The organism is Streptomyces clavifer (genome assembly GCF_036345975.1).
GTDB lineage: Bacteria > Actinomycetota > Actinomycetes > Streptomycetales > Streptomycetaceae > Streptomyces > Streptomyces clavifer.
The window spans coordinates 3,322,123-3,348,550 of sequence record NZ_CP107793.1 but is presented as its reverse complement, the minus strand read 5'-3'; the positions used below and the strand labels follow the sequence as shown (position 1 = coordinate 3,348,550).

At 71.8% G+C, this 26,428-nt stretch carries 25 protein-coding genes; 10 read left to right on the top strand and 15 right to left on the bottom strand.

All coding sequences use genetic code 11. From position 1 onward, the window contains the following. Positions 1-45 precede the first annotated feature (45 nt). Positions 46-474 (top strand): hypothetical protein, encoded by a 429-nt coding sequence (locus OG927_RS14380; protein ID WP_056792947.1) that lies wholly within the window; start codon positions 46-48, stop codon positions 472-474. Between the two features lie 207 nt (positions 475-681). Here the strand turns inward: OG927_RS14380 and argS are convergent, their stop codons facing one another. After that, positions 682-2,454 (bottom strand): arginine--tRNA ligase, encoded by a 1,773-nt coding sequence (gene argS, locus OG927_RS14375; protein ID WP_056792948.1) that lies wholly within the window; start codon positions 2,452-2,454, stop codon positions 682-684. A gap of 132 nt (positions 2,455-2,586) precedes the next feature. On the opposite strand from argS, the gene lysS reads away from it, so the two are divergent. Further along, positions 2,587-4,347, top strand: coding sequence for a lysine--tRNA ligase (gene lysS, locus OG927_RS14370; protein ID WP_199862736.1), 1,761 nt, complete (start codon positions 2,587-2,589; stop codon positions 4,345-4,347). An 84-nt stretch (positions 4,348-4,431) separates the two neighbouring features. Here lysS and OG927_RS14365 read toward each other — a convergent pair whose 3' ends face one another. Then, on the bottom strand, positions 4,432-5,859 hold the full coding sequence (locus OG927_RS14365; protein WP_330320269.1) for a DUF2637 domain-containing protein: 1,428 nt from the start codon (positions 5,857-5,859) through the stop codon (positions 4,432-4,434). A 573-nt stretch (positions 5,860-6,432) separates the two neighbouring features. Between OG927_RS14365 and OG927_RS14360 the strand changes: the two genes are divergently transcribed. Then, entirely contained in the window at positions 6,433-6,990 is a 558-nt protein-coding gene (locus tag OG927_RS14360; RefSeq protein ID WP_209470275.1) for a hypothetical protein, read from the top strand. An 81-nt stretch (positions 6,991-7,071) separates the two neighbouring features. Here the strand turns inward: OG927_RS14360 and OG927_RS14355 are convergent, their stop codons facing one another. Together OG927_RS14355 and OG927_RS14350 are read right to left on the bottom strand one after the other, a co-directional pair. After that, on the bottom strand, positions 7,072-7,911 hold the full coding sequence (locus OG927_RS14355) for a hypothetical protein (RefSeq protein ID WP_056799578.1): 840 nt from the start codon (positions 7,909-7,911) through the stop codon (positions 7,072-7,074). A gap of 194 nt (positions 7,912-8,105) precedes the next feature. Next, positions 8,106-8,912, bottom strand: coding sequence for a hypothetical protein (locus OG927_RS14350; RefSeq protein ID WP_056799575.1), 807 nt, complete (start codon positions 8,910-8,912; stop codon positions 8,106-8,108). Positions 8,913-9,083: 171 nt separating this feature from the next. Between OG927_RS14350 and OG927_RS14345 the strand changes: the two genes are divergently transcribed. Beyond that, the gene (locus OG927_RS14345; RefSeq protein WP_330320268.1) at positions 9,084-10,277 is read left to right on the top strand and encodes an RtcB family protein; all 1,194 of its coding nucleotides are present in this window, start codon (positions 9,084-9,086) and stop codon (positions 10,275-10,277) included. 85 nt (positions 10,278-10,362) lie between these two features. Here OG927_RS14345 and OG927_RS14340 read toward each other — a convergent pair whose 3' ends face one another. From OG927_RS14340 to OG927_RS14320, 5 genes are all read right to left on the bottom strand, one after another. Further along, entirely contained in the window at positions 10,363-11,994 is a 1,632-nt protein-coding gene (locus OG927_RS14340; RefSeq protein WP_056799563.1) for an alpha/beta hydrolase, read from the bottom strand. 419 nt (positions 11,995-12,413) lie between these two features. Beyond that, the gene (locus OG927_RS14335) at positions 12,414-13,172 is read right to left on the bottom strand and encodes an SDR family NAD(P)-dependent oxidoreductase (protein WP_056799560.1); all 759 of its coding nucleotides are present in this window, start codon (positions 13,170-13,172) and stop codon (positions 12,414-12,416) included. Positions 13,173-13,252: 80 nt separating this feature from the next. Further along, on the bottom strand, positions 13,253-13,588 hold the full coding sequence (locus OG927_RS14330) for a YnfA family protein (RefSeq protein WP_209470279.1): 336 nt from the start codon (positions 13,586-13,588) through the stop codon (positions 13,253-13,255). Positions 13,589-13,773: 185 nt separating this feature from the next. Then, positions 13,774-14,523 (bottom strand): Mut7-C RNAse domain-containing protein, encoded by a 750-nt coding sequence (locus OG927_RS14325; protein ID WP_056799555.1) that lies wholly within the window; start codon positions 14,521-14,523, stop codon positions 13,774-13,776. A 63-nt stretch (positions 14,524-14,586) separates the two neighbouring features. Next, entirely contained in the window at positions 14,587-15,399 is an 813-nt protein-coding gene (locus OG927_RS14320; RefSeq protein WP_330320267.1) for a helix-turn-helix domain-containing protein, read from the bottom strand. A gap of 84 nt (positions 15,400-15,483) precedes the next feature. On the opposite strand from OG927_RS14320, the gene OG927_RS14315 reads away from it, so the two are divergent. Beyond that, positions 15,484-16,056 carry a TIGR03086 family metal-binding protein gene (locus tag OG927_RS14315; RefSeq protein ID WP_330320266.1) on the top strand — a complete coding sequence of 191 codons (573 nt, stop codon included), beginning with the start codon at positions 15,484-15,486 and terminating at the stop codon, positions 16,054-16,056. A 402-nt stretch (positions 16,057-16,458) separates the two neighbouring features. Here OG927_RS14315 and OG927_RS14310 read toward each other — a convergent pair whose 3' ends face one another. Beyond that, positions 16,459-16,869 (bottom strand): MerR family transcriptional regulator, encoded by a 411-nt coding sequence (locus tag OG927_RS14310; RefSeq protein ID WP_330320265.1) that lies wholly within the window; start codon positions 16,867-16,869, stop codon positions 16,459-16,461. Positions 16,870-17,186: 317 nt separating this feature from the next. On the opposite strand from OG927_RS14310, the gene OG927_RS14305 reads away from it, so the two are divergent. Continuing rightward, a complete protein-coding gene (locus OG927_RS14305) occupies positions 17,187-18,689 on the top strand; it encodes a SulP family inorganic anion transporter (protein WP_056799543.1) in 1,503 nt (500 codons plus the stop codon). Positions 18,690-18,841: 152 nt separating this feature from the next. On the opposite strand, the gene OG927_RS14300 is transcribed toward OG927_RS14305, so the two are convergent. Then, the gene (locus OG927_RS14300; RefSeq protein WP_209470282.1) at positions 18,842-19,342 is read right to left on the bottom strand and encodes a MarR family winged helix-turn-helix transcriptional regulator; all 501 of its coding nucleotides are present in this window, start codon (positions 19,340-19,342) and stop codon (positions 18,842-18,844) included. Positions 19,343-19,439: 97 nt separating this feature from the next. Between OG927_RS14300 and OG927_RS14295 the strand changes: the two genes are divergently transcribed. The 4 genes from OG927_RS14295 (at position 19,440) to OG927_RS14280 (ending at position 24,027) form a co-directional block, all read left to right on the top strand. Beyond that, positions 19,440-20,627, top strand: coding sequence for a PP2C family protein-serine/threonine phosphatase (locus OG927_RS14295; RefSeq protein ID WP_330320264.1), 1,188 nt, complete (start codon positions 19,440-19,442; stop codon positions 20,625-20,627). 226 nt (positions 20,628-20,853) lie between these two features. Beyond that, positions 20,854-22,521 carry a PP2C family protein-serine/threonine phosphatase gene (locus OG927_RS14290; protein ID WP_124282030.1) on the top strand — a complete coding sequence of 556 codons (1,668 nt, stop codon included), beginning with the start codon at positions 20,854-20,856 and terminating at the stop codon, positions 22,519-22,521. Further along, positions 22,518-23,645, top strand: a complete 1,128-nt coding sequence (locus OG927_RS14285) for a cobalamin B12-binding domain-containing protein (protein WP_124282031.1) — start codon at positions 22,518-22,520, stop codon at positions 23,643-23,645. The genes OG927_RS14290 and OG927_RS14285 overlap by 4 nt, the downstream gene beginning before the upstream one ends. Next, on the top strand, positions 23,605-24,027 hold the full coding sequence (locus OG927_RS14280) for an STAS domain-containing protein (protein WP_079099339.1): 423 nt from the start codon (positions 23,605-23,607) through the stop codon (positions 24,025-24,027). The genes OG927_RS14285 and OG927_RS14280 overlap by 41 nt, the downstream gene beginning before the upstream one ends. A 28-nt stretch (positions 24,028-24,055) precedes the next feature. Here OG927_RS14280 and OG927_RS14275 read toward each other — a convergent pair whose 3' ends face one another. The 4 genes from OG927_RS14275 to OG927_RS14260 all read right to left on the bottom strand — a co-directional run bounded on the left by OG927_RS14275 (position 24,056) and on the right by OG927_RS14260 (position 26,166). Beyond that, positions 24,056-24,427, bottom strand: a complete 372-nt coding sequence (locus OG927_RS14275) for an STAS domain-containing protein (protein ID WP_330320263.1) — start codon at positions 24,425-24,427, stop codon at positions 24,056-24,058. Positions 24,428-24,553: 126 nt separating this feature from the next. Further along, positions 24,554-25,036 (bottom strand): ATP-binding protein, encoded by a 483-nt coding sequence (locus OG927_RS14270; protein WP_124282033.1) that lies wholly within the window; start codon positions 25,034-25,036, stop codon positions 24,554-24,556. A gap of 75 nt (positions 25,037-25,111) precedes the next feature. Beyond that, the gene (locus tag OG927_RS14265; protein ID WP_330320262.1) at positions 25,112-25,465 is read right to left on the bottom strand and encodes an STAS domain-containing protein; all 354 of its coding nucleotides are present in this window, start codon (positions 25,463-25,465) and stop codon (positions 25,112-25,114) included. A 116-nt stretch (positions 25,466-25,581) separates the two neighbouring features. Further along, positions 25,582-26,166, bottom strand: a complete 585-nt coding sequence (locus tag OG927_RS14260) for a hypothetical protein (protein ID WP_079099338.1) — start codon at positions 26,164-26,166, stop codon at positions 25,582-25,584. Positions 26,167-26,428: the final 262 nt, after the last annotated feature.

Below are 26,428 nucleotides of genomic sequence, written 5' to 3'. Positions count from 1 at the left end.
CACACGGCCCTTCACCAGCCGTCCGTCAGGTGAAGGGAGTGCGCCATGACCGAGTCCGTCCAGGCACCGCCGGAAGCGTCTGCGGTGATCACGGAACCCGTACCCGATCTGCAGCTCCAGCTGCTGATCCAGCTGCTGGACAGAGAGCTGCGGTCGAGCCTGCCGATCACCCTCACCCTCACCGGCGGTGTGCTCCACGGGGACGTGATCGGTCACGAGGCGTGGAAGTCCGACTGGGCGCGGAGTCTGCGCCAGGTCGAGGGCGAGGGCGCGAACCTGATCGCGGAGTTCCCCGAGACGGTGGACCAGGGGATCAGGGAGTTGGTCGCGGGTGAGGGCGTGGCACAGCTGCCGCGCTGGATCCATCTGAGGGACGTCACCCTCGTCCTCGGTGGTGCCGCCGCCCTGCACCTGCCCCTGTGGCGCGGCCGGCTGGCCGACGTGTCGGGATGGGCGCTGGGACGGCCCCAGTGACCCGGGGCGGTGGCGCGCAGGAACAGCAGCCCTCCCGGGAGGGTGGCGCGTAGGAAGGCCAGGGCTCCTCGCGGCGGCCCGTGACGACAGCGGCCCCGCCGGGACGACGGTGGCGCGCAGCAACAGCAGAGGCCCGGTACCCCTGGGGTGATTCCAGGGGTACCGGGCCTGTCGTCTGCCGGGGTGCCCGGGGTGCCCGGGGTGCGGTCAGAGGCGCTCGGGCGTCCGGATGCCGAGGAGTGCCATGCCCCGGTGCAGGGTGCGGGCGGTGAGCTCGACGAGGAACAGCCGGTTCGCGACGACCTCCGCCGGATTCTCGTCGCTGAGCACCTGGCACTGGTCGTAGAACGTGGTGAGGTGCGAGGCGAGCTGGTAGAGGTACGCGGCCAGCTTGTGCGGCTCGTACGCCGTCGCCACCTCGGCCAGGACCTCGCCGAACTGGTCCAGGTGCAGGCCCAGCGCTCGCTCGGCGGGGGCCAGCTCCAGCTCCGGGTGCGCGGCCGGCTCGGCGTCCCCCGCCTTGCGCAGGATGGAGCGGATCCGGGCGTACGCGTACTGGAGGTACACCGACGTGTCGCCGTGCAGCGACACCATCTGGTCCAGGTCGAACTTGTAGTCCCGCACCGCCGAGGTCGACAGGTCCGCGTACTTCACGGCGCCGACACCGACGTACCGGCCGTTCTCGACGATCTCGTCCTCGGACAGGCCGACCTTCCCGGCCTTCTCCCGGACGACCGCGGTGGCCCGCTCGACGGCCTCGTCCAGCAGGTCCTCCAGCCGGACGGTGGTGCCCTCACGGGTCTTGAACGGCTTGCCGTCCTTGCCCAGGACGGTGCCGAAGGCCAGCTGGTGCGCCTTGACGTCCTCGTTCAGCCAGCCTGCGCGGCGGGCCGTCTCGAAGACCATCTTGAAGTGCAGGGACTGCCGGACGTCGACCACGTAGACGAGGGAGTCGGCCTTGAGGTCCCGCACCCGGTCGCGGATCGCGGAGAGGTCCGTCGCCGCGTAGCCGTAGCCGCCGTTCGTCTTCTTGACGATCAGCGGGACCGGGTTGCCGTCGGGCCCCTTCACGTCGTCGAAGAACACGCACAGCGCACCCTCGGAGCGGACGGCGACGCCCGTCTCCTCCAGGATCCGGCAGGTCTCCTCCAGCATGTCGTTGTAGCCGGACTCGCCGACGATGTCGGCGTCACGGACCTCCATGTCGAGCTTGTCGAACACCGAGAAGAAGTAGACCTTCGACTCGTCGACGAAGCCCTGCCAGAGTGCCAGCGTCTCCGGGTCACCGGCCTGGAGGGCGACCACCCGGTCCCGGGCGCGGGTCTTGAACTCCTCGTCGGAGTCGAAGAGCACCCGCGATGCCTTGTAGACGCGGTTGAGGGAGGACATCGCGGCCTCGCCGTCCGCCGCCCCGCTCTCCTGGTGGCCCAGCTCGCCCGGGTGCTCGATGAGGTACTGGATGAGCATGCCGAACTGCGTGCCCCAGTCACCGATGTGGTGACGCCGGATGACGTTCTCGCCGGTGAATTCGAGGATCTGCACCATGGCGTCGCCGATGACCGCCGACCGCAGGTGGCCGACGTGCATCTCCTTGGCCACGTTCGGCTGGGCGTAGTCGATGACCGTCGTGCCCGCGGCGGTGTTCACCGGGACGCCGAGGCGGTCGCCGTCCGCGGCGCGTGCGGCGAGGGTCTCGGTGATCGCCCGGTCGGTGAGCGTCACGTTCAGGAAGCCGGGGCCGGAGACCTCGATGTCCTTGATCAGGTCACCCGTCGGGAGGGCGGCCGTGACCTTGGACGCCAGCTCGCGCGGATTGCCCTTGAGCTTCTTGGCGAGCGCGAGGATCCCGTTGGCCTGGAAGTCGGCCCGGTCGCTTCGGCGCAGCAGCGGGTCCGCGGTGCCGGCATCCGGCAGAGCTGCCGTCAGGGCGTCCGCCAGCTGCTGCTGGAGCGTGGAAGCGAGGGAAGGGACCGAAGCCATGAGCCGGCTGCCGTTTCCGTAGGAGACAAGGGATCACCCGAGTATCCCACGCGCCGCAAAGCCGTTTTCGCGCTGCGGTCGGTACCTGGGAGAATGGATCCCGCCCCTATGAGTCCTACACGAGAGAAGGACGTGCCGACCGTGGCTTCGAGTCAGAGCAGCACCGAGACCGACTGGGTCTCCCGCTTCGCGGACGATGTCATCGCCGAATCGGAGCGACGTGCGCCTGGCAAACCGGTCGTCGTCGCGTCCGGCCTTTCCCCGTCGGGCCCGATCCACCTGGGCAACCTCCGCGAGGTCATGACCCCGCACCTCGTCGCCGACGAGATCCGCCGCCGCGGGTACACCGTGCGCCACCTGATCTCCTGGGACGACTACGACCGCTACCGCAAGGTCCCGAACGGGGTCGCGGGCGTCGACGAGTCGTGGGCCGAGCACATCGGCAAGCCGCTGACGTCGGTGCCCGCCCCGGCCGGGTCCGCGTACCCGAACTGGGCCGAGCACTTCAAGGCGGCGATGACGCAGGCGCTGGACGAGCTCGGCGTGGAGTACGACGGGATCAGCCAGACCGAGCAGTACCTGGCGGGTACGTACCGCGAGCAGATCCTGCACGCCATGAGGCACCGCGGCGACATCGACGCCGTCCTCGACCGCTACCGCACCAAGAAGGACGGGGCGGCCGGCGCCAAGGGCGGGAAGAAGCCGCAGCAGAAGAAGGTCGACGAGGCCGAGCTGGAGGCCGCGGAGGGTTCCGGTGCCGCCGACGAGGACGACGGCGGCAGCGGCTCCGCGGGCTACTTCCCGTACAAGCCCTACTGCGGCAACTGCGAGAAGGACCTCACGGTCGTCACGTCCTACGACGACGACTCGACCGAGCTGAACTACACCTGCTCGGCCTGCGGTTTCGCCGAGACGGTCCGCCTCAAGGAGTTCAACCGGGGCAAGCTCGTCTGGAAGGTCGACTGGCCGATGCGCTGGGCCTACGAGGGCGTGATCTTCGAGCCCAGCGGCGTGGACCACTCCTCGCCCGGCTCCTCGTTCGTCGTCGGCGGCCAGATCGTGCGTGAGATCTTCGACGGAGTCCAGCCGATCGGGCCGATGTACGCGTTCGTCGGGATCTCCGGCATGGCGAAGATGTCCTCCAGCAAGGGCGGTGTGCCGACCCCGGCCGACGCCCTCAAGATCATGGAGGCGCCGCTGCTGCGCTGGCTGTACGCGCGCCGCAAGCCCAACCAGTCCTTCAAGATCGCCTTCGACCAGGAGATCCAGCGGCTGTACGACGAGTGGGACTCGCTGGCCCGCAAGGTCGCCGACGGCTCGGTGCTGCCCGCCGACGCCGCCGCCTACACGCGGGCCGTCGGCACGGCCGCCGGTGAGCTGCCGAGCACCCCGCGCCCGTTGCCGTACCGCACGCTCGCGTCGGTGGCCGACATCACGGCGGGCGCCGAGGCCCAGACGTTGCGCATCCTCAGCGAGCTCGACCCGGACAACCCGCTGACCTCGCTCGACGAGGCCCGGCCCCGGCTGGACCGCGCGGAGAACTGGATCACCACTCAGGTCCCGGCCGAGGCACGCACCGTCGTCCGCGACGAGCCGGACAAGGAACTGCTCGGCTCCCTGGACGAGCAGGGGCGCGAGTCGTTGCGGCTGCTGCTGGAAGGGCTCGACTCGCACTGGTCGCTGGACGGGCTGACCACGCTCGTCTACGGCGTGCCGAAGGTGATGGAGGGTCTGGAGCCGGACGCCAAGCCGACGCCGGAGCTGAAGGCGGCCCAGCGGTCCTTCTTCGCGCTGCTCTACCGGCTGCTGGTGAGCCGGGACACCGGGCCGCGGCTGCCCACGCTGCTGCTGGCCGTGGGCGCGGACCGGGTGCGGACGCTCCTCGGCGCGTAGTCGCGCGGTCGTACGGAACCGGGCGGGCCGTTCGACGGCCCGCCCGGTTCCTCGTTCTCCGTGCCAGGGGTCAGGCGATGTGGTTCAGGCGATGTGGTCGGCGGACATCTCGTTGTCGAAGCGCTGCCTGAACCCCGGCAGCAGACCCCGCAGGATCGGGGCGCTGCGGGGGTGGCGGACGTTGTGGACGTCGCTCAGGTGGATGTCGAGCACCGCCGCGCTGGGGTAGTTCTGGTGCTCCTGCGTGTACTCGGCGAACACCTTGTACGCGATCTCGCCGAACTGGGCCTCCGCGGCGGCCCACTCGGCCTCCCGCTGCGCGTCGCGAGGCTGCTGCGGGTCGTGTTCCTGCGGCTCCCGGGGTTCCCGCACGTCCTGCTGTTCCGGCTGCTGTTCCTGCTTGACCAGCGGGTCCTGCTGCTCCAGGTGCGGGGCGGGCTGCGGTTCGCCGTTGCGCGGGTGCGGGAACGTGCCGATCGTGCCCACGTTGCCGAGGGGGCGGGTCCGGCCGCCGGGGCCCGAGGGGATCATCACGGGAGTGGGCTCCAGGCCCTCCACGTACGTCGGGTTGTACGCGCTCTCGTACGCGTCCTCCGGCACCTGGGGTGCGGCGAACCAGGGGCTGTCGTGGGAGCCGGGGCCCTCCTGGGGCCGGTCGACCTCACCGGCCGGCCGGTGCTGCCGAGGCGCCTGGTCCTGTGCCGGCTGTTCCTGGTGCTGCGGGGGTCCCGCGGGGTTCTGCTGCTCGGGCTGGGGGGCGTACGGGAGCTGGGGCTGCTGCGGCTCGCCCTCGACGGCCGCCGGGGCGGGAGGCAGCAGGGCCGGCTCGATGCCGGCGGCGGCGAGGCCGGCCGGGGCGGTCTCGGCGAGCGGCACGCCGTACTTCGCCAGGCGCAGCGGCATGAGCGACTCGACGGGCGCCTTGCGGCGCCAGCTGCGGCCGAAGCGGGCCTGCAGGCGGGCCTGGTAGATCAGCCGGTCCTGCTCGAGCTTGATGACCTGCTCGTAACTGCGCAGCTCCCACAGCTTCATGCGCCGCCACAGCTTGAACGTGGGGATGGGGGAGAGCAGCCAGCGGGTGAGGCGGACGCCCTCCATGTGTTTGTCGGCCGTGATGTCCGCGATCCGGCCGACGGCGTGCCGGGCGGCCTCGACGGAGACGACGAACAGGACCGGGATCACCGCGTGCATCGCGGTGCCGAGGGGGTCGGGCCAGGAGGCGGCGCCGTTGAAGGCGATGGTGGCGGCGGTCAGCAGCCAGGCGGTCTGGCGCAGCAGCGGGAACGGGATCCGCATCCAGGTCAGCAGCAGGTCCAGCGCGAGCAGGACGCAGATTCCCGCGTCGATGCCGATCGGGAAGACCAGGGAGAACCGGCCGAATCCCTTCTCCTCGGCGAGTTCGCGGACGGCGGCGTACGACCCCGCGAAGCCGATCGCGGCGATGAGTACCGCACCCGCGACGACGACCCCGATGAGTATGCGGTGCGTGCGTGTCAGCTGCATTGCGGCCACCCGCGTTCCCCTTCCTGCTCGGTCTGTTGCGAGCGACAGCCTGGCACATGTGTGCGAGAGGGTGCGGGCCGGTACGGGCGGAGCCCTTCCGGCGCCTGCCCCGGCGCGGTGGCCCCGGGGCGGCCCGCGGGCCGCCGGTGAGCCTCTTCCGCGTCCTTCGGGCGGGCTCGGGAAGCAGTGGAGACGCACCTCGGAGGACGGGGCTCGCTCCTGTGGACGGACCGCCCGTTCGGCATGCGTGGCGCGGCCGGGGGACGCCCTCGTCCCGTCCGGCCCGGTGCCCGGTGCGGCTGAGCCGACGGCTCGTGTGTGACGGACGGCACACTGTTCTACTCAACGTGAGGGCGAGGCGCCGTTCATAAAGGTCGCCGACGGCCGTTCCGGGCGAATCCCCTGCCCGCGGCGCGGTGTGTGCGTCACGTACAGGTGTCCTCTACATCGAGTGACCGGATTAAGCGGTGGCCGTGCGGAACCCGAGCGGTTACGGTCCCACCGTCTTCACCGCCGTTGCCGGCCCGCTCGGCCCGTGACGCGGAAGACGGTCCGTCAACTTTATTTGATCCAGGGGGAATCGTGTCTTCTGTCCGTAGGACTCTGACCTGTTTCGCGGTAGCCGGAGCGGCCGTCGCCGCCATGGGTGTCACCGCGCCCGTCGCGATCGCCGCCGAGCCGCCCGCCGTGAAGGTGGCCGCCGGTGCCGACGCCGAGACGCGTGCCATCGCCGCGAGCATGAGCGCGACCGCCGCGGCGGCCGCCACCCTCTGCGGCTCCGCGTACGAACTCACCGACGCCAAGGCGCTTCCCAGTGCGACGACGCGCTACGGGACGCTGTTCTTCTACACCAACGCCAACACCACGAGCGCCTGCGCGTTCATGGACAACAACACGTCCGGCAGCGCCAATTACATGGATCTGCGGATCTGGGCGGGCAACAACACCGCCGGCGCCGATGTCGACAAGGGCAACTTCTCCTCGTACGCGGGCCCGGTCTACAGCAGCACCGCCGCGGCCGGCGGCCGGTGCGTCGGCCTGTCCGCACTGATGAAGAACGAGGCCGGCACCTCGAATCTGATCAACTGGAAGGGCGGCTACATCTTCAGCGCCGGTGCGGGTTCGGAGTGCACCAGCTAGGCACCCCACGCCGGCCGGTGCCGGTACGGAAGAGCGCACCTGCCCGGCCGGGCAGGTGCGCTCTCGTGCGTCGCGGGGGAGTTACGACTTGGTGGACGTCTTCGTGGACGACTTGGTGGGTGCCTTGCTGGACGTCTTGCCGGACGCCTTGTCGGACGTCTTGGCGGAGGCCTCGTCGGACGGGGTGGCCGAGGGCTTCTCCGCTGCGGGGGCCTCGGCGCCGACAGCGGCGACGGCTTCCTTGGCGGCCTTCTGGGCGCCCTTGAGGATGTCCGCGGCTGAGGGCGTCTTGGCTCCCGCGTAACCCGCACCGTTGTACGTGAGGGTGACGACGACGTTGGCCGTACGGGCGACGACCGTCGCGTACTCGAAGTCCTCGCCGGTCTTGGAGAGGTCGTAGGTGACGGAGGTGGCCTGCTCGCCGATTCCGTCGGCCGGTGCGGCCGAGACCTTCTTGGCCCCCTCGGCCGCCTGCGCCTTGGCGACCTGCTTCGTGTACTCGTCGGTCGCCCGCTTCGCCCCGCTGCCCAGGGCCTGGTCCGAATCGAAGCGGAGGAAGCCGACGTCGAGCCAGCGGTACTGGGAGCCCTTGACGCCGTTGTCGTCGAGGCCGTTCCAGGCGCAGCTGCTGCGGGTCTCCGTGTTGTTGGACTTCCCCGCCGTGCCCGACTTGACCTTGGCCTTCGGGACCAGGGACTCGGTCGTCTTCCTGGCGATCGACTTGCAGGTGTCGGCGGGCAGTGTGTCGTACTTCGCGGGCTCGACGGTCGGCTCCGTCTTCTTCCCGCTCGGCGAGGAGGCGGAGGAGTCCGAGCCCTTCTTGTCGTCGCCGGAGTCCGACGAGCAGCCGGCGACGACGAGCATCACCGGAACGGCGGCGCAGGCGAGTATGCGGGACAGTCGCGGGGCTGATCGGTGCATGGTTCCTTCACTCGGACGGCACGGCGGTCTCAGTCGTGCGGGCGGGCTGTACGTCGTGCGGGCGGATCGGCCGGTCCGCGGGGCGGGCCCGGCGATCCGGAGGGCCACGGTACGTCGGTCGGCGGCCGGATGCCGCCTCGGTCGCAGGGGCCGGGGGTGCGGGGCGGCCCTTCGGCGGGATCCGCCGGGCCGGGTCACTCGCTGAGTGTCTCGGCCAGCTTCCGGGCCAGGGCCTGGGCCTTCTCCTGCAGTTCCTGGCTGTCGGGCACCTCGGTGATGCGGGCGGGCTGCTCGGTGTACCGGACGGTCACGATGACGTTCGATGTGCGGAACACCACGCTCACGGTGCGGTGCTGGGCGGCGGATCCCGCCCGGGCGAGCTCGTCGTCCAGGAACGCGGCATCCCCGAGGCCTTCCAGCAGCCGCGGCCGGAGGTCCTCGGCGGTGTCGGCGGACGGGGCGGCCGAGGGGGAGCCGGTGGCCGGTGCGTCCGGGGAACCGGAAGAGGTTCCGCCGGGCTTCGGGGCGGGGGAGCCGGCGACGGTGCTGCTGGGGGTCGCGCCGTTCGCCCCGGGGGCCAGCCCGGCGGCGTCCTCCTTCTTCGTGTACACCTCGTCGGCGCGGTCGTCGTCGCTCACCGAGGGGTCGTACGACACGACGCGCTCGAGGTCGATGGAGACGTTCCGGGACGCGTCCGGGGCGTTCGCGCTCCAGCGGCAGCCGACCTTGCGGTCGGTGTCGAAGGTGTTGAGGGCCGTGCCCTCGTAGACCTTCTCCCGCTGCTTCTCGGGCAGCTCGGCGACCCCCGGCAGCAGGTCCTTCAGCGTCGAACGCGGCACCGTACGGCAGGATTCGGGCAGTGTCCGGTACTTGCCGGGCGGTGCGGCCGAGACCGTGGGGCTGCCGGGCTTGCTGTCGGCAGCGGGGTCGTCGGCGTCGGAGCCGGCGCTGCAGCCGGCGACGAGCGCTACGAGGAGCGCGACGCCGGGTACGTACGCCATGTGTCGCACGGTCCCAGACTCCCTTCGGTACGAAAACAGGTTGCCGCTCGATGGCGGCCGATGGACACAATGTGTATCGCACGCGCCGCTGTGAATGCCGGTCGGCAGACCTATATGCCGACCTCGGCACCGGTTTTGCGCTTTCAGTCTTTTCGGGGGAATCGAGGGGTTATGTCGTATGTAGAGGTGCCGGGCGCGAACGTACCGATCCGGATGTGGGCGGACCCGGCGTCCGTCGAGGACGGCGCGATGCAGCAGCTGCGGAACGTGTCCACGCTTCCCTGGATCAAGGGTCTGGCCGTCATGCCGGACGTCCACTTCGGCAAGGGTGCGACCGTCGGTTCGGTGATCGCGATGCACGGGGCGGTCTGCCCGGCCGCCGTGGGCGTGGACATCGGCTGTGGAATGTCCGCGGTGAAGACGTCGCTCACGGCCAACGACCTGCCGGGCGACCTGTCGCGGCTCCGGTCGAAGATCGAGCAGGCCATTCCGGTGGGCCGCGGAATGCACGACGACGTCGTGGATCCGGGAAGGCTGCACGGTTTCCCGACGTCGGGCTGGGACGACTTCTGGACACGCTTCGACGGCATCGCGGACGCGGTGAAATTCCGGCAGGAGCGTGCCACGAAGCAGATGGGGACGCTCGGTTCGGGCAATCACTTCATCGAATTCTGTCTCGACGAGGCGGGCGCGGTGTGGCTGATGCTGCACTCCGGTTCCCGGAACATCGGCAAGGAACTCGCGGACTTCCACATCGGACAGGCGCAGAAGCTTCCGCACAATCAGGGACTCGTCGACCGTGACCTGGCGGTCTTCATCGCCGACACCCCGCAGATGGCGGCGTACCGGAACGACCTCTTCTGGGCGCAGGAGTACGCGAAGTACAACCGCTCGATCATGATGGGCCTCTTCCAGGACGTGGTCCGGAAGGAATTCAAGAAGGCCAGGGTCACCTTCGAGCCGGTCATCTCCTGCCACCACAACTACGTGGCGGAGGAGCGGTACGACGGCATGGACCTGCTGGTCACCCGGAAGGGCGCGATCCGGGCCGGCTCCGGGGACTTCGGGATCATCCCGGGCTCTATGGGCACCGGTTCGTACATCGTGAAGGGGCTGGGGAACGAGAAGTCCTTCAACTCGGCCTCGCACGGTGCGGGACGGCGGATGAGCCGGAACGCCGCGAAGCGGAAGTTCTCGACGCAGGACCTGGAGGACCAGACGCGGGGCGTGGAGTGCCGCAAGGACTCCGGTGTGGTGGACGAGATCCCGGCCGCCTACAAGCCGATCGAGCAGGTCATCGAGCAGCAGCGGGACCTGGTCGAGGTCGTCGCGAAGCTCAAGCAGCTCGTGTGCGTGAAGGGCTGAGGCGCTCCGCCCCCACACGTACGGCAGGCCCGGACCGACTGCGGTCCGGGCCTGCCGGTGTGCGCCGTGTGCCGGGGCGGCCTGTTCAGGAGACGACGCCGGCCGTCCCGCCGCCACCGGTGGCGACCCCGCCGGTCGGCTTGGGCGCGGAGAAGGGCGGTGTGTCCTGCCAGCAGGTCGTTCCGACCGCCGGGAGGGTCCCGTCGACGAGGTAGCGGCTCTCGTGCTCCTGGACACAGCTGCTGGGGTTGAGGAGCGCGGTGTGCCCGTACCCCTCGTTGGTGAGGAGGCGGGCGTTCGCCAGCTCCTCGGCCATGGCCGGCGAGTTCGGGTAGGCGGTGGAGGGGTCGTAGGCGGTGCCGACCACCAGGACGGGGTGTGCGGTCGGCCTGTCCCAGGGGCCGGAGTAGCGGCCGGGGGAGACGGGCCAGGTGGTGCACCCCTCGGCCGCCCAGGTCCAGAAGCGTCCGGCGTCTCCCGCACGGGCGGCGCTCGCCTCCTCCAGGGCGTGGAACACACCGGGGTCCCGCGGATTCGGGCTGTCGCCGCAGAGCACGGCGGCGGCCTGCTCCTCACCCAGGTAGGGATTCGGATCCGGTACCGGGGGCGCGGGCGGGAACGGGGCCGGTTCCGGCTCGCGGCCCTGCCACAGGTCCTCCAGCCTGCCGGCCAGGTCCGCCCACCCCGGGGTGACGATGTAGAGGCTGTTCACCGTGTCGGCGACCGTGCGCGCATAGGTCCACGTGCCGACGGGATGGTCCCGGAGCCGCCGCGTCAGCCGGTCGAACTTGTCCCGGGTGGCTTCCGGGCCGCCGGCGGAGAAGGCGCAGCGGGCGGTGGTCGCGGACCCGCACAGGTCGAGGAACTCGTTCAGGGTCGCTGCCGCGCTCAGGTCCGAGCCCACGCGCAGGAACGTCGTGCGCCGGGCGTCCCCGGACGCGTCGTTCGTCCAGGCCCGCGGGGCGATGTTGCTGTCGAGGACCATGGCGCGGACCTTGCCGGGGAAGAGGTTGGCGTAGGTGGCGCCCAGGATCGTGCCGTAGGAGATCCCGAGGTAGTTGAGCTGTGGCTCGCCCACCGCCCGGCGGAGCTGGTCGAGGTCGCGGGCGGTCTCGGCGGTCGACACATGGCGCAGGAGGTCGGGGTCACGCTTCTCACAGCGCCGCACCAGGTCCTCGTACGCGGCGACGAAAGCCGTGCGCTCCTTCTCGCCCACGGGGAAGCCCGCCGCTTTGCTCCCGTTCCAGTCGGCGGCCTCCTCGGGGTTCGCGAAGCAGTTCACCGCGGTGCTGCTGCCGATCCCGCGGGGGTCCCAGCTGACGATGTCGAACCGTTCCCGCACCTCGCGCGGGAAGGACTCGTAGTTCTGCGGCATCTGGACCGTCCCGGGCCCGCCGGGGCCCCCGGGGTTGAAGAACAGGGTGCCGACGCGCGGTCCCGGGCCGGTCGCCTTCCGTCTGACGACGGCCAGTTCGACGGCGCGACCGCCCGGACTGCCGTAGTCCAGTGGCACCTTGGCGGTCGCGCAGTCGAACGGGCTGTCCTGGACGCAGGGTTTCCAGTCCAGTCGCGGGGCGGGCACGGACGGTGCGGGTGCGCCGCCGGCCGCGGCGGGGTCCTGTCCGGTGAGCACCGTCGAACAGGTCAGCACCGCGGCGAGGACCGCGGCGTGACGCCGTCGGCCCGCTGTGAATCCGCGCAGGGGGTGCAGGGGCATACTCCGGCCTCGTCTCTTCGTGGCTGAGCGCTCCGCGGCGGGTCCGCCGGTGGTGTGCGGGACGGCTGCGCCGGCGCTCAGGGGTACGGAGGGCGGCGGCATCGCCGTGTACCAGTCCGGACGGCTTCGGCGTTTCGCTATGAACCGGGGCACCGGGTGTCCTCTCGCGGGCGGCGCCGGGCCTCGCGATGCGGCGGCCCGGCAGTGTTCCCTCACCCAATATCGCCGGGGGGCGGACAGCACCCGCTGGCAGCCGAACGCGGTACGGCGACGGGTCGGTGGACTCCCGGACGGCCCGGTGGGCACAGGGAGGAGTCCCGGCCCCCGTGGCGGGGGGCCGGGACTCGTCCGTGCTCCGTCGTACGCGTTCCGTGGCGGTCAGCCGTGCGCCCGCACGTCGGCCGTGCCGGCCGCCGGCCTCAGAGCGTGCGGTGGACCTTGGAGTTGGAGGCCTGCGCGCGGGGACGGACCACGAGGAGGTCGATGTTGACGTGGCTGGGGCGGGAGACGGCCCAGGTGATGGTCTCGGCCACGTCGTCCGCGGTGAGCGGGGCGTCGACGCCCGCGTAGACCTTCGCGGCCTTCTCGGTGTCGCCCCGGAAGCGGGTGGTGGCGAACTCCTCGGTCTTCACCATGCCGGGCGCGACCTCGATGACCCGGACCGGGGTGCCGACGATCTCCAGCCGGAGGGTCTCCGCCAGCACGTGCTCGCCGTGCTTGGCCGCGACGTAGCCGCCGCCGCCCTCGTACGAGGACAGTGCGGCGGTCGAGGAGAGGATCACGATCGTGCCGTCGCCGCTCGCGGTGAGGGCGGGGAGCAGGGCCTGGGTGACGTTGAGGGTGCCGATGACGTTCGTCTCGTACATCTGGCGCCAGTCGGCGGGGTCACCGGTCGCGACGGGGTCGGCGCCCAGGGCCCCGCCCGCGTTGTTGACGAGGACGGCCAGGGAGCGGAACGCGGTGGCGAACTCGTCCACGGCCGCCCGGTCGGTGACGTCCAGGGCGTAGGCCGTCGCCTGGTGGCCCGCCCCGGTGAGCTCGGCGGCGAGCGCTTCGATGCGGTCCTTGCGGCGGGCGGTGAGCACCACGCGGTATCCGGCGGCTGCCAGCTGCCGGGCGGTCGCGGCGCCGATGCCGCTGCTCGCACCGGTGATGACGGCGATGGGGGTGGCGGCCATGGCGAACTCCTCGGACAGCTGATCGGTACGGGCCAAGAATAGGCAGGCCGCCCGTGCGCAGGTCCAGCGGCCGTGCGGCCTCAGTGGCTGCGGGGCGCGTACATGATCAGCGCCATGCCGGCCAGGCAGACCAGGGCCCCGGTCACGTCCCAGCGGTCGGGGCGGTAGCCGTCGGCGACCATGCCCCAGGCGATCGAGCCGGCGACGAACACCCCGCCGTACGCGGCGAGGATGCGGCCGAAGTCGCCGTCCGGCTGGAGCGTGGCCACGAAGCCGTACGCGCCCAGGGCGATGACCCCCGCGCCGATCCAGATCCAGCCGCGGTGCTCGCGCACGCCCTGCCACACGAGCCAGGCGCCCCCGATCTCGAAGAGTGCGGCGACGACGAAGAGCGCGACGGAGCGGGCGACGACCATGGGACCAGCGTTTCACGCCGTGCCCGTGGGCCGTGCGGGTGGGGAGCCCGCGGTGGACCGGCCGCTCGCGGTCCGGCGGCAGCTGTACCGGCGACGCCCGGACCGTACCGGTGACCCGGCGGGCACGTGGCGTCGGCTCCTCCCACCGGCGGCCGTACGTCTCCCGCCGGCGGCCGCCCCCGGGATCAGGAGGCGGCGGCTCCGCTGCCCGCCCCGCCGAACTCGCGTACCGCGTCGGCCACGACGGCCTCCAGACGGGCGTGATGGGCGCCCCGCCAGTACACCCGCTCGCAGGACGTGCACTGGGCGAACACGTCGTACGACTGCTGGGTGCCCTGTTCCAGGCGGGCGCTCACGGACTCCTTGTCGGCCTCCGCGAGCCGTCCGTTGCACGCGGTGCAGCGGGTCCACGGGGCGAGCACCGGGGCGAACCGGCCGAGCACGTCGCGGAGCTGCTCCTCCGGGCGGTCGCTGTAGACGTACGCCCCCGCCCAGATCTCCCGGCGCCTGAGGAGCCCCCGGTCCCGGGAGAGCATCACCCGCTGCTGCTCCGCGGACAGGGCCGCCAGCGCGGGGTCCCCGATGTCCTCGCTCTCGTAGGCCGCGTCCACGCCCAGCAGCCGCAACCGGCGTGCGAGCGTGCCCAGGTGGACGTCCAGCAGGAAGCGCAGCGGGGCGCCGGGGACCCGCTGCGGGCGCCGCACGGCCCGCACCTCGACCCGCTCCCCCGCGCGGGGGATGTGCGACACGGGCACCGGCGTGCCGTCGACGAGCAGCTGTCCGGCCTCGGTGAGCGGGATGCCGAGGGACTCCACGACGTGTCCCAGGGTCGACGAGCCGTCGGTGACGACGGCGGTGCGTCCCCCGCGGCGTTCATGGGCGACGAAGAGCCGGAGTTCCGGGGCTGCTTCGAGGGTGATCTCAGGTCCGTTCACCTGGTCAGGATGCCATTGGGCGGAGTACGGCGGCGAGAGGGTTTCGGGAGCGCGGCGGCACGGTCAGCGCGGCGTGAACGCCGTCGGGGGCAGGCCCAGGATCGCCGTGAAGTCCCTGGCCAGATGTGCCTGGTCGCTGTACCCGAGATCGGCGGCGAGCCCCGCCCAGTCGGGCTCCGGGTCGCTCTCGGCGCGGTGCAGCGCCTCATGGATGCGGTGCCGGAGGATGACCCACTTGGGCCCGACCCCCACGTATGCGGAGAAGAGCCGCTGCAGCGAGCGCGTGGACAGCCCGCCCGCCCGGGCGAGCGCGTCGACGCGCAGCAGCGAGCGGTCCGTGCGGACGAGGTCGGCGAGCGCCGTCGCGTGCTCGGCCTGCGGGTCGGGCGGGGGGACCAGCGGCAGCAGGTACGCGTCGAGTGCGGTGACCCGCGCGTCCTCCCCGTCCGGATCCAGCACGGCCCCGACCGGCGGGGCCGCGAGCACCTCCGCCGCGGGGACGCGCCGACCGGTCCAGTCCGACACCGGCCGGCCCGGTGCGAACGGCCGGAAGGCGCCGGGCCGGAACTTCACTCCGCACACCCGCCCCCTGCCCTCCAGCCGTTGGCTGAACAGTCCGCGGACGATGCCGTGGACCTCGGCTCGGCCCGCCCGCTCCCCAGCGCTGCCGGCCTCGTGCCGTTCGAAGACGAGGTGGACGGAGGGGTGCGGCACCACGTGGGAGGTGTACGGCTCCGGAAGGTCCCAGTCGATCAGCCAGTAGTGCTCGAGGAAGGGGCGCAGCGCGGGAGCGGGTTCACGACGGCGGAAGCGCACGTGGGTGAAGAGGTCGGGGGCGTCGACGATGCCCCGCGTGTCGCGTCCGGATCCGGCCATGGACGGGATCCTAGGACGCGCTCGTGCCGCCGCTGTCGCGTTTCTTCAAGACGGGGTGCGCCGGACCGGCGCATCGTCGGAACCATGAAGAAGATCAGTGAGCTTCTGGACGCGGCGGCGGCGCGGGCGCGCCCTGTCGTACGGGGGACCGGCGACGTGGATCTGACCGCTCCCACGCCGTGCGCCGAGTACGACGTGCGGGCCCTGCTGAACCACCTGTTCCTCGTCGTCGTGAACTTCCGGGCCCTGGCGGCCAGGCAGCCGGCCGACTTCAGCGGGACGCCGGACGTCGTCACGGGGGACTGGCACGGCCGGTTCGACGAGGAGACGGCGAGCCTGGTGCGGGCCTGGGACGTCCCGGGGGCGGAGGACGGGGTGACCGGCGGCATGGGGCTGCCCGCGCGGACGGTGGGGCTCATGGTGCTGGGGGATCTGACGGTGCACGCCTGGGACCTGGCGCGGGCGACCGGACAGGACTTCGTGCCCGACCCGGCGGTGGTGGGGGAAGTGGGGCCGGGGCTGGCGGCGCTGGCCCCGCAGGCCCGGGAGATGAAGGTGTTCGGCGAGCCGTTCCCCGTAACGCCCGGCGTCACCGCCTTCGAGCGGGTGCTGGCCGTGACGGGCCGTGACCCCGGTTGGGCTCCGCCCCGCCGCTGACACGGGGGGCCGCCGGGGCCGGACGCGGCGCGGCCGGGCTCTCGTAGAAGCCCCCCAGGCAGGTGTACGCGCCGTCGATGACGGCCCCGGCCCGCAGCAGTGCGTCCTGTGCGGCGAGCCGGTGCGCCTGACGGGTGTAGGGGGACGGCGGCGCCGGGTGCCGGCGCCGCCGACGGCGGTCGCACGCCGCGTGGACACCACTGGCGAGGATCAGGAGCGGAACGGACAGGGCCAGCAGGGCGTCGCCCACGGCGGGCCTCCTCCGGTGTCGGTGCTCCTTGCATCGGCACGGCCGGAGGGGGCGCTGGAGATCATTCTTCGGCCAATGAATGGCTGGAGCGGGCCGTTACGGGGTGATGGCCTCGGCCCTTCCCCGCATCGCGGGCCGGGCCTCGTCGTCGGCTACACCTCGGGCGGGCCGGTCCGCTCCAGGCGGCGGCGGAGCGTTCCGGCGAACTCCTCGGCCCGTGCCAGCTGGGTCCGCAGCTTGAGCACCTGCTCGGACGCGGCCCGTTCGTAGGCGCGTACCCGCTCCAGGAGCGCGTCGCGCTCCCGCGGCACCCCCTCCCCGTCGCGGTCGAGGCAGTCGATCGCTTCGAGCAGGTCCCGCATCTCCTCCAGGGTGAAGCCGAGCGGTTTCATCCGGCGGACGACCATCAGCCGGTCGACATCGGCCTCGGTGTAGAGGCGGAACCCGCCCCGGGAGCGGGCGGAGGGGACCACGAGCCCCGACTCCTCGTAGTGCCGGATCGTGCGCAGCGACAGCTCGGTCCGTGCGGCGACCTCGCCGATCTGCATGTGCTCGCTGCCCACTGGGGTGCCCTTCCCGCATCTCGCCGTGGCCACGATCGGACGGCGCTCCGATCTCTACCCTAACGTTAGGGTAGAGTTGCTCAGCGCCCGCGCACTCCGGCCGGACCGATGATGCCTCCGGCGCCCCTTCGTTCTTGACGGGGCGTGCGCTCCCGGGTCGTGGCGGTACGCCGCCCCGGGCGGCGGCCGCCCGCGCTGCCCGCCCCCTACCCCCGTCCGCCGCCGCGGACGGCCTGCGGCACGCCGTCCGGCCCCGCAGCCCACGCACGCCCCACGGTGCCGCCGGGTGTGCCCGAGTACGACAGGTCCTGCTCCCCTTGTCCTCTTCCGTACTGTCGCCGGCCGGCCGGCTCCGCGGTCACCGTCCGCCCTGGCTGTCCCCGAAGGTCTTCCGGACCGAGGCCCTGGCCGGACTCGTCGTGGGCCTGGCGCTGATCCCCGAGGCCATCTCGTTCTCGATCATCGCCGGGGTCGATCCGGCGGTCGGCCTGTTCGCGTCGTTCACCATGGCCGTCGTCATCTCCTTCGTCGGCGGCAGGCCCGCCATGATCTCCGCGGCCACCGGCGCGGTCGCCCTGGTCATCGCCCCGCTCAACCGGGAGCACGGCTTCGGCTATCTGATCGCGGGCGTCATCCTCGGAGGGGTCTTCCAGATCGTCCTCGGGGCGCTCGGCGTCGCCAGGCTGATGCGTTTCGTGCCCCGCAGCGTGATGGTCGGCTTCGTCAACTCGCTGGCGATCCTCGTCTTCCTGGGACAGGTCCCCCACCTCGCTGACGTGCCCTGGGCGGTGTACCCGCTGGTCGTCGGCGGGCTGGCGCTGATGGTGTTCCTCCCCAAGATCACCGAGACGGTCCCGGCCCCGCTGGTGTCCATCGTCGTCCTCACCGTGATCACCGTCGCCGCGGGCATCGCCGTACCGACGGTCGGCGACGAGGGCGAGCTGCCCTCGTCGCTCCCCGTGCCCGGACTGCCGGACGTGCCGCTCACCCTGGACACGCTGAGCACGATCGCGCCCTACGCGTTCGCGATGGCGCTGGTCGGCCTGATGGAGTCGCTGATGACGGCCAAGCTGGTCGACGAGATCACCGACACCCACTCCAGCAAGACCCGCGAGTCCATCGGACAGGGCATCGCCAACATCGTGACCGGGTTCTTCGGCGGCATGGGCGGCTGCGCGATGATCGGCCAGACCATGATCAACGTACGGGTCTCCGGTGCCCGGACCCGGCTGTCCACGTTCCTCGCCGGTACGTTCCTGATGGTGCTGTGCATCGTCTTCGGGCCGGTCGTCTCCGACATCCCGATGGCGGCCCTCGTCGCGGTCATGGTCATGGTGTGCTTCGCGACCTTCGACTGGCACTCCATCGCGCCCCGGACGCTCAGGCGGATGCCCGCGGGCGAGATCACGGTCATGGTCGTCACCGTGGTCTGCGTCGTCGCCACCGAGAACCTCGCCGTCGGTGTGGTCGTCGGCTCGATCACCGCGATGGTCATCTTCGCGAAGCGGGTCGCCCACTTCGCCGACGTCACCGCGGTCACCGATCCGGACGGCAGTCGCGTCGTCTACTCCGTCACCGGCGAGCTCTTCTTCGCCTCGTCCAACGACCTGGTCGGCCGGTTCGCCTACGCCACCGACCCCGACCGCGTCGTCGTCGACCTGTCCGCCGCGCACATCTGGGACGCCTCCTCGGTCGCGACGCTGGACGCCGTCACGACCAAGTACGCCCAGCGGGGGAAGCAGGTGGAGATCATCGGGCTGAACGAGCAGAGCGCCGATCTCCACGGCGCCCTCAGCGGCAGGCTCTCCGGCGGGAGCTGAGGTGCGCCGAGCCGGTGGGCCGCGCGGCCCGGCGCGTTCCGGGACCGTCCGGGTGCCAGGGGGCCGGGCCCGCACGGAGCCGTCGGGGACGCGGGGTGCCGGCGTGCGGGAGCCTTCCCGGGTCGCGTTGCGGGCGCCCGTGCGGCGACTTCCTACGCGGTGTGGCGGCGGTCGGGCGTGCGGCCTGCCGACTGCGTCGACCCGCCCACCACCTCGCAGAACGCCGTGAGGCCGGTGGCGAAGGCACGGCACTCGGCCGGTGTCATGTCGCCCATCGCCTGACGCAGGAACCGCTCCCGGCGGCGCCTGAGCTCCCCCAGGTGTGCCCGACCGACGTCGGTGAGCCGCAGCTGAATCTCGCGGCGGTCCTCCACCCGGGGGTTCCTGCTCAGGAAACCGGTTGCCTGGAGCCGGTCGCACAGGCGGCTCACGGACGGCGCGGCCATGGTGAGCCGGCGCCCGAGATCGCGCATGTTGATCCCCGGCTCACGCTCGACGACGTACATCACACGGGTCTGGGTCTGCGAGACGGGGGCACTGTCGAAGGCGTCCCGGCTGCTCTCCCAGGCGGTCTGGATGAGTTCCAGCAGCTGCTCAGCGCCGAGAATGCCGTCGGATGCCTCCTGTGGGGCAGGGGCGGGATCCTCTCGCATGTGACACTCCCGAGTGAGCCTCTGTGGACCGTGCCGGCTGGTCGGTGTGAGCAGTCGCAGAATCGAAGATAGGCCAATGGAAGCAGGACGTGTACAAGTGGACAGACCCAGCGCGGTCGAACGCACCTTGCGTGAGGCCGCGCCGCACCAGGTTTTCGACGTGCTGCGCTCGCTGATCGAGCGGCGGCACCAGGCAGTGGGTGTCGAGCTGCTGCTCGCCGACTACTCCATGTCCCGGCTCCAGCCGGTGGGAGACCTTCCTCATACCGGCGCACCGCTGTCGGTCCATGACAGCGCGGCCGGCCGGGCCTTCGGGGCCCAGCAGCCGCACTGCGTGTCCGACCGGGCCGCCTCCACCACGACGGTGCACCTGCCGGTCAGTGTCCGCGGCGACCGGCTGGGAGTGCTGAGCGTCACTCTGCCCGGCGGGGACGGCGAGGAACCCGCCGCGGGCGTACTGGAGGATCTGCGGGGGTACGCGGACGCGCTGGCCCACGAGGTCGTCGTCGCGGAGCGGGACACCGACCTGTTCCTCAGGGCCCGCCGGGCGGAACGCCTGACGCTGGCCGCGGAGATGCAGTGGCAGCTCCTGCCCGGGCGCTCGTGTGCCCGCGAGGAGTACAGCATCGGCGCCCAACTGGCCCCGGCCTACGCCATCCACGGAGACAGCTTCGACTGGTCCGCGTCCGCCGACGACCTCGTCCTGACCGTCAACAACGGCATGGGCGAGGGCATCGACGCGGCGCTGCTCACCAACCTCGCGGTCAACGCCCTGCGCAACGCCCGCCGGGCCGGCCTGGGCCTGGCGGACCAGGCGTACCTGGCGGACCAGGCGGTCTACGGCCAGCACGGGGGGAGCCAGTACCTGGCCGCCCTCCTGCTCCGCTTCGACCTGGCCACCGGCAACGTGGAGATCATCGACGCCGGATCGCCGCGCGTCTGGCGGTTGCGGGCGGGGACGGTCGAGCCCGTCGAGCTGGAGGCCCAGATGCCGCTGGGGATGTTCCAGGACACGGTCTACACCGTGCAGGACTTCAGGGTCGAACCCGGCGACCGGCTGTTCTTCGTGAGCGACGGGGTGTACGACGCCCTGTCACCGGCGGGGGAGAAGTACAGCCTGCGCGCCCTGACCCGGGTGATTACCGACACACGGCTGCTGCCGGCGTCGCAGGTACCGCGCGCCGTGCTGGAGGCACTGCTGGGGCACCGTGGCAGTGGCGGCCCGGCGACGGACGACGCGTTGGTCGTCTGTCTCGACTGGCACGGACGCCCGGGGGCGGGCTGAGAGCGGGCGGACGGGGACTACGAGGGCGCAGGGCGGGCACGCGTAGCCGAGGTGTGCGCATCACGTGAAGCTTCGCGGCGGGTGTGATGCGCGTACCGCCGTACACCTTCCTCCGGAGGGGGGTGCGGGTTGCCATCCGTGCCCTGCGTGGGCAATGGTTGCCGAAGGGAAAGTAATTTTCGTCCAGTTGGAAGGTGGTGCGACTCGCCCCGGCGGGTCCCCCCTCATGGCTCCTCCGAAGGAACAGATCGCTACGAGAACGCACCAACGGTCCACGTCCGCCGACTGGGCCATGGCCCCGTACCCGGTGCTCGTCGCCGACAGGGCCGGAGCCGTCGTCGACGCCAATCCGGCGGCGGTACTGCTGCTCGACGGTGCGGCGCGAGGCACGGCACTGTCCGCGTCGGCGCCGTCCTGGCTGGTACGGGCCCACGAGGAGACCACGCGCCCCTCCCGCCCGGCAGCAGACGTGGACCGGCAGGTCTTCCGGGGTGAGATCGGCGCGCAGAGCTTCGAGGCGCATCCGACCCCGGCCCAGGACGGGAACGTGGTCTGGTGGCTGGTCGACGACACCGACCGGCGGCTCGCGGAAGTGGAACTCGCCACGGAGCGGGAGCGCACGACCTTCCTGGCCGAGGCGTCGAACGTCCTGCTGGCCTCCCTGAACACCGACCGCTGCATGCAGGCCACCGCCCAGCTCGCCTCCCGGCACATCGCCGACGCCGCGGTCGTCATCGCACCCGCCGTGGGACGGAACCTCCCGATGGCGTACGCGGTCGGGGGCGGGGCGGCGGTCCGCGGCACCGTGGTGGCGGATCCGGACCAGGTCCCCGGCCTGAGCGAGGCGCTGCAGGGCTTCCCGCCCGTTCCCTCCCGGTGGATCGACCCGGCGACGCTGCCCGACTGGGTGCTCCCGGAAGGGTTCAACGGTCCCGTCGCGTCGGCGTCCGTCACCCCGCTCCCGGGCCACGGCGTCCCGGCGGGCGTCCTGATCCTGCTGCGCAGTACGGGTTCCTCCGAGTTCAGCGAGAGCGAGGAGGTCTTCGCCCGGCTGTTCGCCGCCCGGGCCGGTGCGGCCCTGTCCGCCGCACGCCTCTACGCGGAACAGAGCGGCATAACCCGCACCCTGATGCGGGATCTGCTGCCGCCCCGGCTGCACCGGGTGAACGGTGTGGAGTTCGCCGGCGGCTACCAGCCCGCAGCGGCGCGGGACCGGGTCGGCGGTGACTTCTACGACGTGCACCCGGGCAGCACGCCCGACGCCCCGTCCCTGGCGGTCCTCGGAGACGTCTGCGGCAAGGGCCTGGACGCGGCCGTGCTCACCGGCAAGATCCGCAACACGCTCCAGGCACTGACGCCGATGGCGGACGACCACGAACGGATGCTCCGGCTCCTCAACGGCGCTCTCCTCAATTCGCACCACACCCGGTTCGCGACCCTGGTGATGGCTTCGGTCCAGCGGACCGGGAACCGGGTGCGCCTGCGGCTGACGTCGGCCGGCCACCCCGCCCCCCTGGTGGTCCGCAACGACGGCCGGGTCGAGGAGATCGACACCCGCGGCACCCTCGTCGGGGCCCTGCCCCACATCGATGCCCGGACCGTGGAGACCTACCTCCGCCCGGGCGAGACGTGCCTGCTCTACACCGACGGCGTCACCGAAGCGCGCGGCGGGCCCCTCGGCGACGAACTGTTCGGCGAGGAGCGGCTGATGCGGGCCCTCGCGGAGTGCGGGGGCATGCCCGGCCAGGCGGTCGTCGAGCGCATCCAGATGCTCGCGTCCCAGTGGCTGCACGACGGCCGGCACGACGACATGGCGCTCGTCGCGATCACCGCACCGCAGACGACGCACCTGAGCGCGGTGGACGGCCACACCCGGGGCAGGTACACGGCATGACTACGCACGCGCTCGCCGCGCCCCGGATTCGGGGCTACCAGGACCTGCTGTGGACGGCGGTGACCGAACGGGACGAACACGCCGCCGCCGAGGTGGCCTTCAGCGCCCTGGACGACGGCATCGACGCGGAGAGCGTGCTGCTGGACGTGATCGCCCCCGTACAGGCGCGGGTCGGCACCGAATGGGCGGCCAACCGCCTCAGCGTGGCCCAGGAACACGCGGCGAGTGCCATCGCCGAGCGCATCATCGCCGCGCTCGCCCACCACCCGTCGCTGCGCACCACCCCGCACCTGGGCCGGGTCACCGTCGCGTGCGTGGACCAGGAGTGGCACGTCCTGCCGGCCCGCCTCCTCGCCGAGGTGCTCACGCTGCGCGGCTGGCAGGTCGACTTCCTCGGTGCCCAGGTCCCCACGCCCCATCTGATCGGACACCTGCACAGCCACGGTGCCGACGTCGTCGCGCTGTCCTCCTCCATTCCCACCCGGCTGCCCTCCGCGCACGCGGCGATCACCGCCTGCCAGGCGGTCGGGGTGCCCGTGCTCGTGGGCGGGGCGGCCTTCGGGCCCGACGGCCGCTACGCGCGCCTCCTGGGCGCCGACGCATGGGAGCCGGACGCGCGCGGCGCGGCGCGCCGCATCGCGGACGGCTTCCCGGTCCCGTACCTGGCCGGTGCCAGGCAGCAGATAGACGACCTTCCGCACCTCGGTGACCAGGAGTACACCCTCGTCGCCCGCAGCCGCCCGCAGTTGGTGCGGGCGGTGCTGGCGCAGCTGGAGAGCCGCTTTCCCGCGGCGGCGCACTACACGGACCAGCAGCGCGAGCACACGGCACAGGACATCGCCCACATCGTCGACTACCTGGGCGTGGCCCTGTACGTGGACGACGACGACCTCTTCACCGGCTTCCTGGCCTGGACCGCGGGCATTCTCGACGCCCGGGGAGTTCCGGCCGGATCCCTGCGACCCGTGCTCGACGTCCTGGGGGCGGAGCTCAAGGACTTCCCCCGATCGATCCGGCTGCTCGACCAGGCACGTACCGTCCTGGACGTCCGTACGGCAGCCGGCCACAACCCCGGAGCCTCGGATGACCGACCTGCACTGTCCGCCCTTCACCCTGACCACTGAACCCGGTCCGGGAACCGTACGTCTGCGTCTCGTCGGTGACCTGGACTACGACACCAGCGAGCAGCTCGTGGAGCGCGCCCACGACTGCCTCGCCGCGGAACCCGGCCTGCGCGACCTGTTCCTGGACTGCGCCCAGTTGCGGCTGTGCGACTCGATGGGTGTCTCCAGCCTGCTGCTGATCCACCGCGGCACGTCGTCCCGCGGCGTGGGGCTGCACCTGGAGAACACGCCCGACTTCCTGCGCAGGATCCTGGACGTCACCGGGATCCTGCCGCTCTTCGTCCCCGGACCGGCGGTCGGGGAGACCGGTGCGGCTCACGCGCAGGACGGCCCGCCGCCCGCGCGGCACGAGACCGTTCCGCCGCCCGCCCCCTCCGGCTGACCTGGGCGGCGTCGCCGCGGCGGCCCGGTCAGGGAGCGTCCGGCGGCTCGGCCAGGGCTTCGTCGAGCGTGGCGTACGTGCGGATGACCCGGTCGACACCCGCGGTCCGCAGGAGCCGTAGCAGGGCCGGGCGGGGGGCCGCGACACGCAGCTGCGTGCGCTGGTGCACGTCGATGAGAAGACTGAGGAACGACGAGTCCGCGAAGGTGACCGCCGACGCGTCCAGCACGACCACCTCGTGCCCGGCCACGGCCTGCCACAGGGCGATGAACAGCGGATCGATGCTGTCGCAGTCGAGGTCGCCCCGGGCCCGGACGACCCAGTGACCGCCGACCTCGCCTTCGGCGGCCACCACCGGCGCGGTGGCTGAAACGGGGTTGTCGAGAGGGTCACGGACCATGGCGGAAATTATGCCAACAGCCTCCGGCCACAGGCGTCCGGGCCCCGCTGCGACGTGTGGTGCCGCACCGGGCGCCGTACCGCGTGCCGCTCCGCGTGGCGAGCGCCGTGCCGCGTGCGGGGCGAGTCAGACGAGGGCGACCAGCGCCACGATGTTCTTGCCGTCCTCGTGGTAGGTGACGGACACGCGCGCCGCCAGACGACGGACCAGCTCCCAGCCGTAGCCGCCGATATGGAGGGTGGTGGTGTGCTCCGCGGTGACCGGCGCCCGGGTGCTGGCGTCGCCGACGGTCAGGAGGAGTCCGTCGTCGGTGATCGTCGCGGAGAACGCCATGAGCCCGCCACCGTGCCTGACGGCGTTGGTCACCAGCTCCGACGTCACCAACAGGGCGTCGGCCACCACGACGTCGGCCGGGGCCTCTCCGCCCAGCCCGCAGAACTCCTCTTCCAGGAGGCGGGAGACGATGTCGCGCGCCGCCGCCGCGTTCCGCGGCACACCGGGGGCGTGGGTGGTGCCGGGCGGAGCCGTCCAGGCAGGGGGACCGACGGCTTCCTCCGGCCCCCTGGCCGAACGCTCACCGTCCCGCGGCACTTCTTGCTCCCCGTTCATACCTTCTGCGACTGCCCCGCCGGCCCCGGACCACACTTCCTGCCGGGTGGCCGGCGGACGGCGCCGCCGGGACGGTCAGCACGTCAGCGCCGCGTCCACCGTGTCCGCGAAGCGGAAGGCGTCCTGCGTGCCCGAGACCTCGAAGAGCCGCTGTACGCCGATCATGAAAGGCCCGGCGAGCACCAGCGGCACGCCGGCCTCGGTGTGCCGCTGGTGGGCGTTCAGCAGGGTGTGCAGCCCCGTGGAGTCCGCGAACTCCAACTGGGAGAGGTCGGCCACGGTCAGGCGCCGGCCCTGCGCGGAGGCCCCGTCGAGGGCCCGGACCAGGGCCTCGGATCCGGACCACCCGTCCAGGCTGCCCCGGACGCGAATCAGGACGACACCGTCGTCCGTGGTCTCCACGACCACATGCAGTTCATCCGCCGTCATGCCTCATATGCTCCTATACCGGGGCGGGGCGCGAGCACCCGGTGTGCCGCACGGGCCGGCCGTCCCGGTCCTCCCGGCCGCTTACCCCGCAAGGCCCCCCGGGAACACCCCGCCGGTCAGGGCCACACCAGGCAGTACGCCTGATGTCCCGCGTCGTGCAGCCGGTGGGAGAAGTCCTGCCACTCGTGGAGCAGCTGGTAGACGTTGAACGCGTCGCGCGGACCGCCGCGGTCCGGGACCGTGGACCAGATGAAGGCCGCCGCGCCGACCGACTCCTCGCCGACGTCCCGCAGCGGATCGACGACCGTCATCGGGAGCTTGACCACCGCGTAGTCGGGGTGGAGCACCACCAGCTCCAGCGGGGGGACCTTGTTCAGGGGTATGCCCTGTATGCCGGTGAGGACCATGGCCGCCACCGTCTCGGGCTTGATCTTGCTGAACATGCCGCCCATGCCCAGCTCGTCGCCGCCCAGCTCCTCGGGGCGCATGGAAATGGGCACACGTGCGGCAGTGGCCCCGTCGGGGGCGCCGAAGTACTTGTAGGTCACCCCCACCCGTCCACTGCTCCTGCTCCCGGGCTCATCGGCGCCACCCGCCTGGGCCTTCCGTACGCGCTCGGCCTCGCGCCGGTGCCGCCCTCGCCGGGCAGGCTCGGGCCCCAGGTCGTCGGTCCCTTCGCCCACTCCGCCACCGCGATGCATATCTCATCCACCCGACTACTTCTTAGGAGACACAGCCCCGCCGCGCAACCCGATCATCGTGTCAGTGACCTCCCCCACGGGCGTGCGGTGAAACACCTGTCCGCAAGACCGTCGGTGCCTCTGACACCATGGCATGTGTGAGCTTTACCTGTCCCGCCCCAGTTTCGCAGACGCGAGGGGACTGACGCCCTTTCGTTGTACGAGCCTCATACGGGCGGCGTGCGCTCCCCGCTCACCGCCGGCCGAGAAATTCAGCCGGGCC

Bases quoted from the DNA above. Each gene is read 5' to 3' on its own strand.
- OG927_RS14260 (WP_079099338.1), bottom strand. From the start codon at position 26,166: ATGCATCGCGGTGGCGGAGTGGGCGAAGGGACCGACGACCTGGGGCCC.
- argS (WP_056792948.1), bottom strand. From the start codon at position 2,454: ATGGCTTCGGTCCCTTCCCTCGCTTCCACGCTCCAGCAGCAGCTGGCG.
- OG927_RS14350 (WP_056799575.1), bottom strand. From the start codon at position 8,912: ATGGCGTACGTACCCGGCGTCGCGCTCCTCGTAGCGCTCGTCGCCGGC.
- OG927_RS14335 (WP_056799560.1), bottom strand. From the start codon at position 13,172: ATGGCCGCCACCCCCATCGCCGTCATCACCGGTGCGAGCAGCGGCATC.
- OG927_RS14330 (WP_209470279.1), bottom strand. From the start codon at position 13,588: ATGGTCGTCGCCCGCTCCGTCGCGCTCTTCGTCGTCGCCGCACTCTTC.
- OG927_RS14270 (WP_124282033.1), bottom strand. From the start codon at position 25,036: ATGAACGGGGAGCAAGAAGTGCCGCGGGACGGTGAGCGTTCGGCCAGG.
- OG927_RS14300 (WP_209470282.1), bottom strand. From the start codon at position 19,342: ATGCGAGAGGATCCCGCCCCTGCCCCACAGGAGGCATCCGACGGCATT.
- OG927_RS14380 (WP_056792947.1), top strand. From the start codon at position 46: ATGACCGAGTCCGTCCAGGCACCGCCGGAAGCGTCTGCGGTGATCACG.
- OG927_RS14320 (WP_330320267.1), bottom strand. From the start codon at position 15,399: ATGGCCGGATCCGGACGCGACACGCGGGGCATCGTCGACGCCCCCGAC.
- OG927_RS14280 (WP_079099339.1), top strand. From the start codon at position 23,605: ATGACCGACCTGCACTGTCCGCCCTTCACCCTGACCACTGAACCCGGT.
- OG927_RS14265 (WP_330320262.1), bottom strand. From the start codon at position 25,465: ATGACGGCGGATGAACTGCATGTGGTCGTGGAGACCACGGACGACGGT.
- OG927_RS14290 (WP_124282030.1), top strand. From the start codon at position 20,854: ATGGCTCCTCCGAAGGAACAGATCGCTACGAGAACGCACCAACGGTCC.
- OG927_RS14315 (WP_330320266.1), top strand. From the start codon at position 15,484: ATGAAGAAGATCAGTGAGCTTCTGGACGCGGCGGCGGCGCGGGCGCGC.
- OG927_RS14345 (WP_330320268.1), top strand. From the start codon at position 9,084: ATGTCGTATGTAGAGGTGCCGGGCGCGAACGTACCGATCCGGATGTGG.
- OG927_RS14355 (WP_056799578.1), bottom strand. From the start codon at position 7,911: ATGCACCGATCAGCCCCGCGACTGTCCCGCATACTCGCCTGCGCCGCC.
- OG927_RS14285 (WP_124282031.1), top strand. From the start codon at position 22,518: ATGACTACGCACGCGCTCGCCGCGCCCCGGATTCGGGGCTACCAGGAC.
- OG927_RS14275 (WP_330320263.1), bottom strand. From the start codon at position 24,427: ATGGTCCGTGACCCTCTCGACAACCCCGTTTCAGCCACCGCGCCGGTG.
- OG927_RS14340 (WP_056799563.1), bottom strand. From the start codon at position 11,994: ATGCCCCTGCACCCCCTGCGCGGATTCACAGCGGGCCGACGGCGTCAC.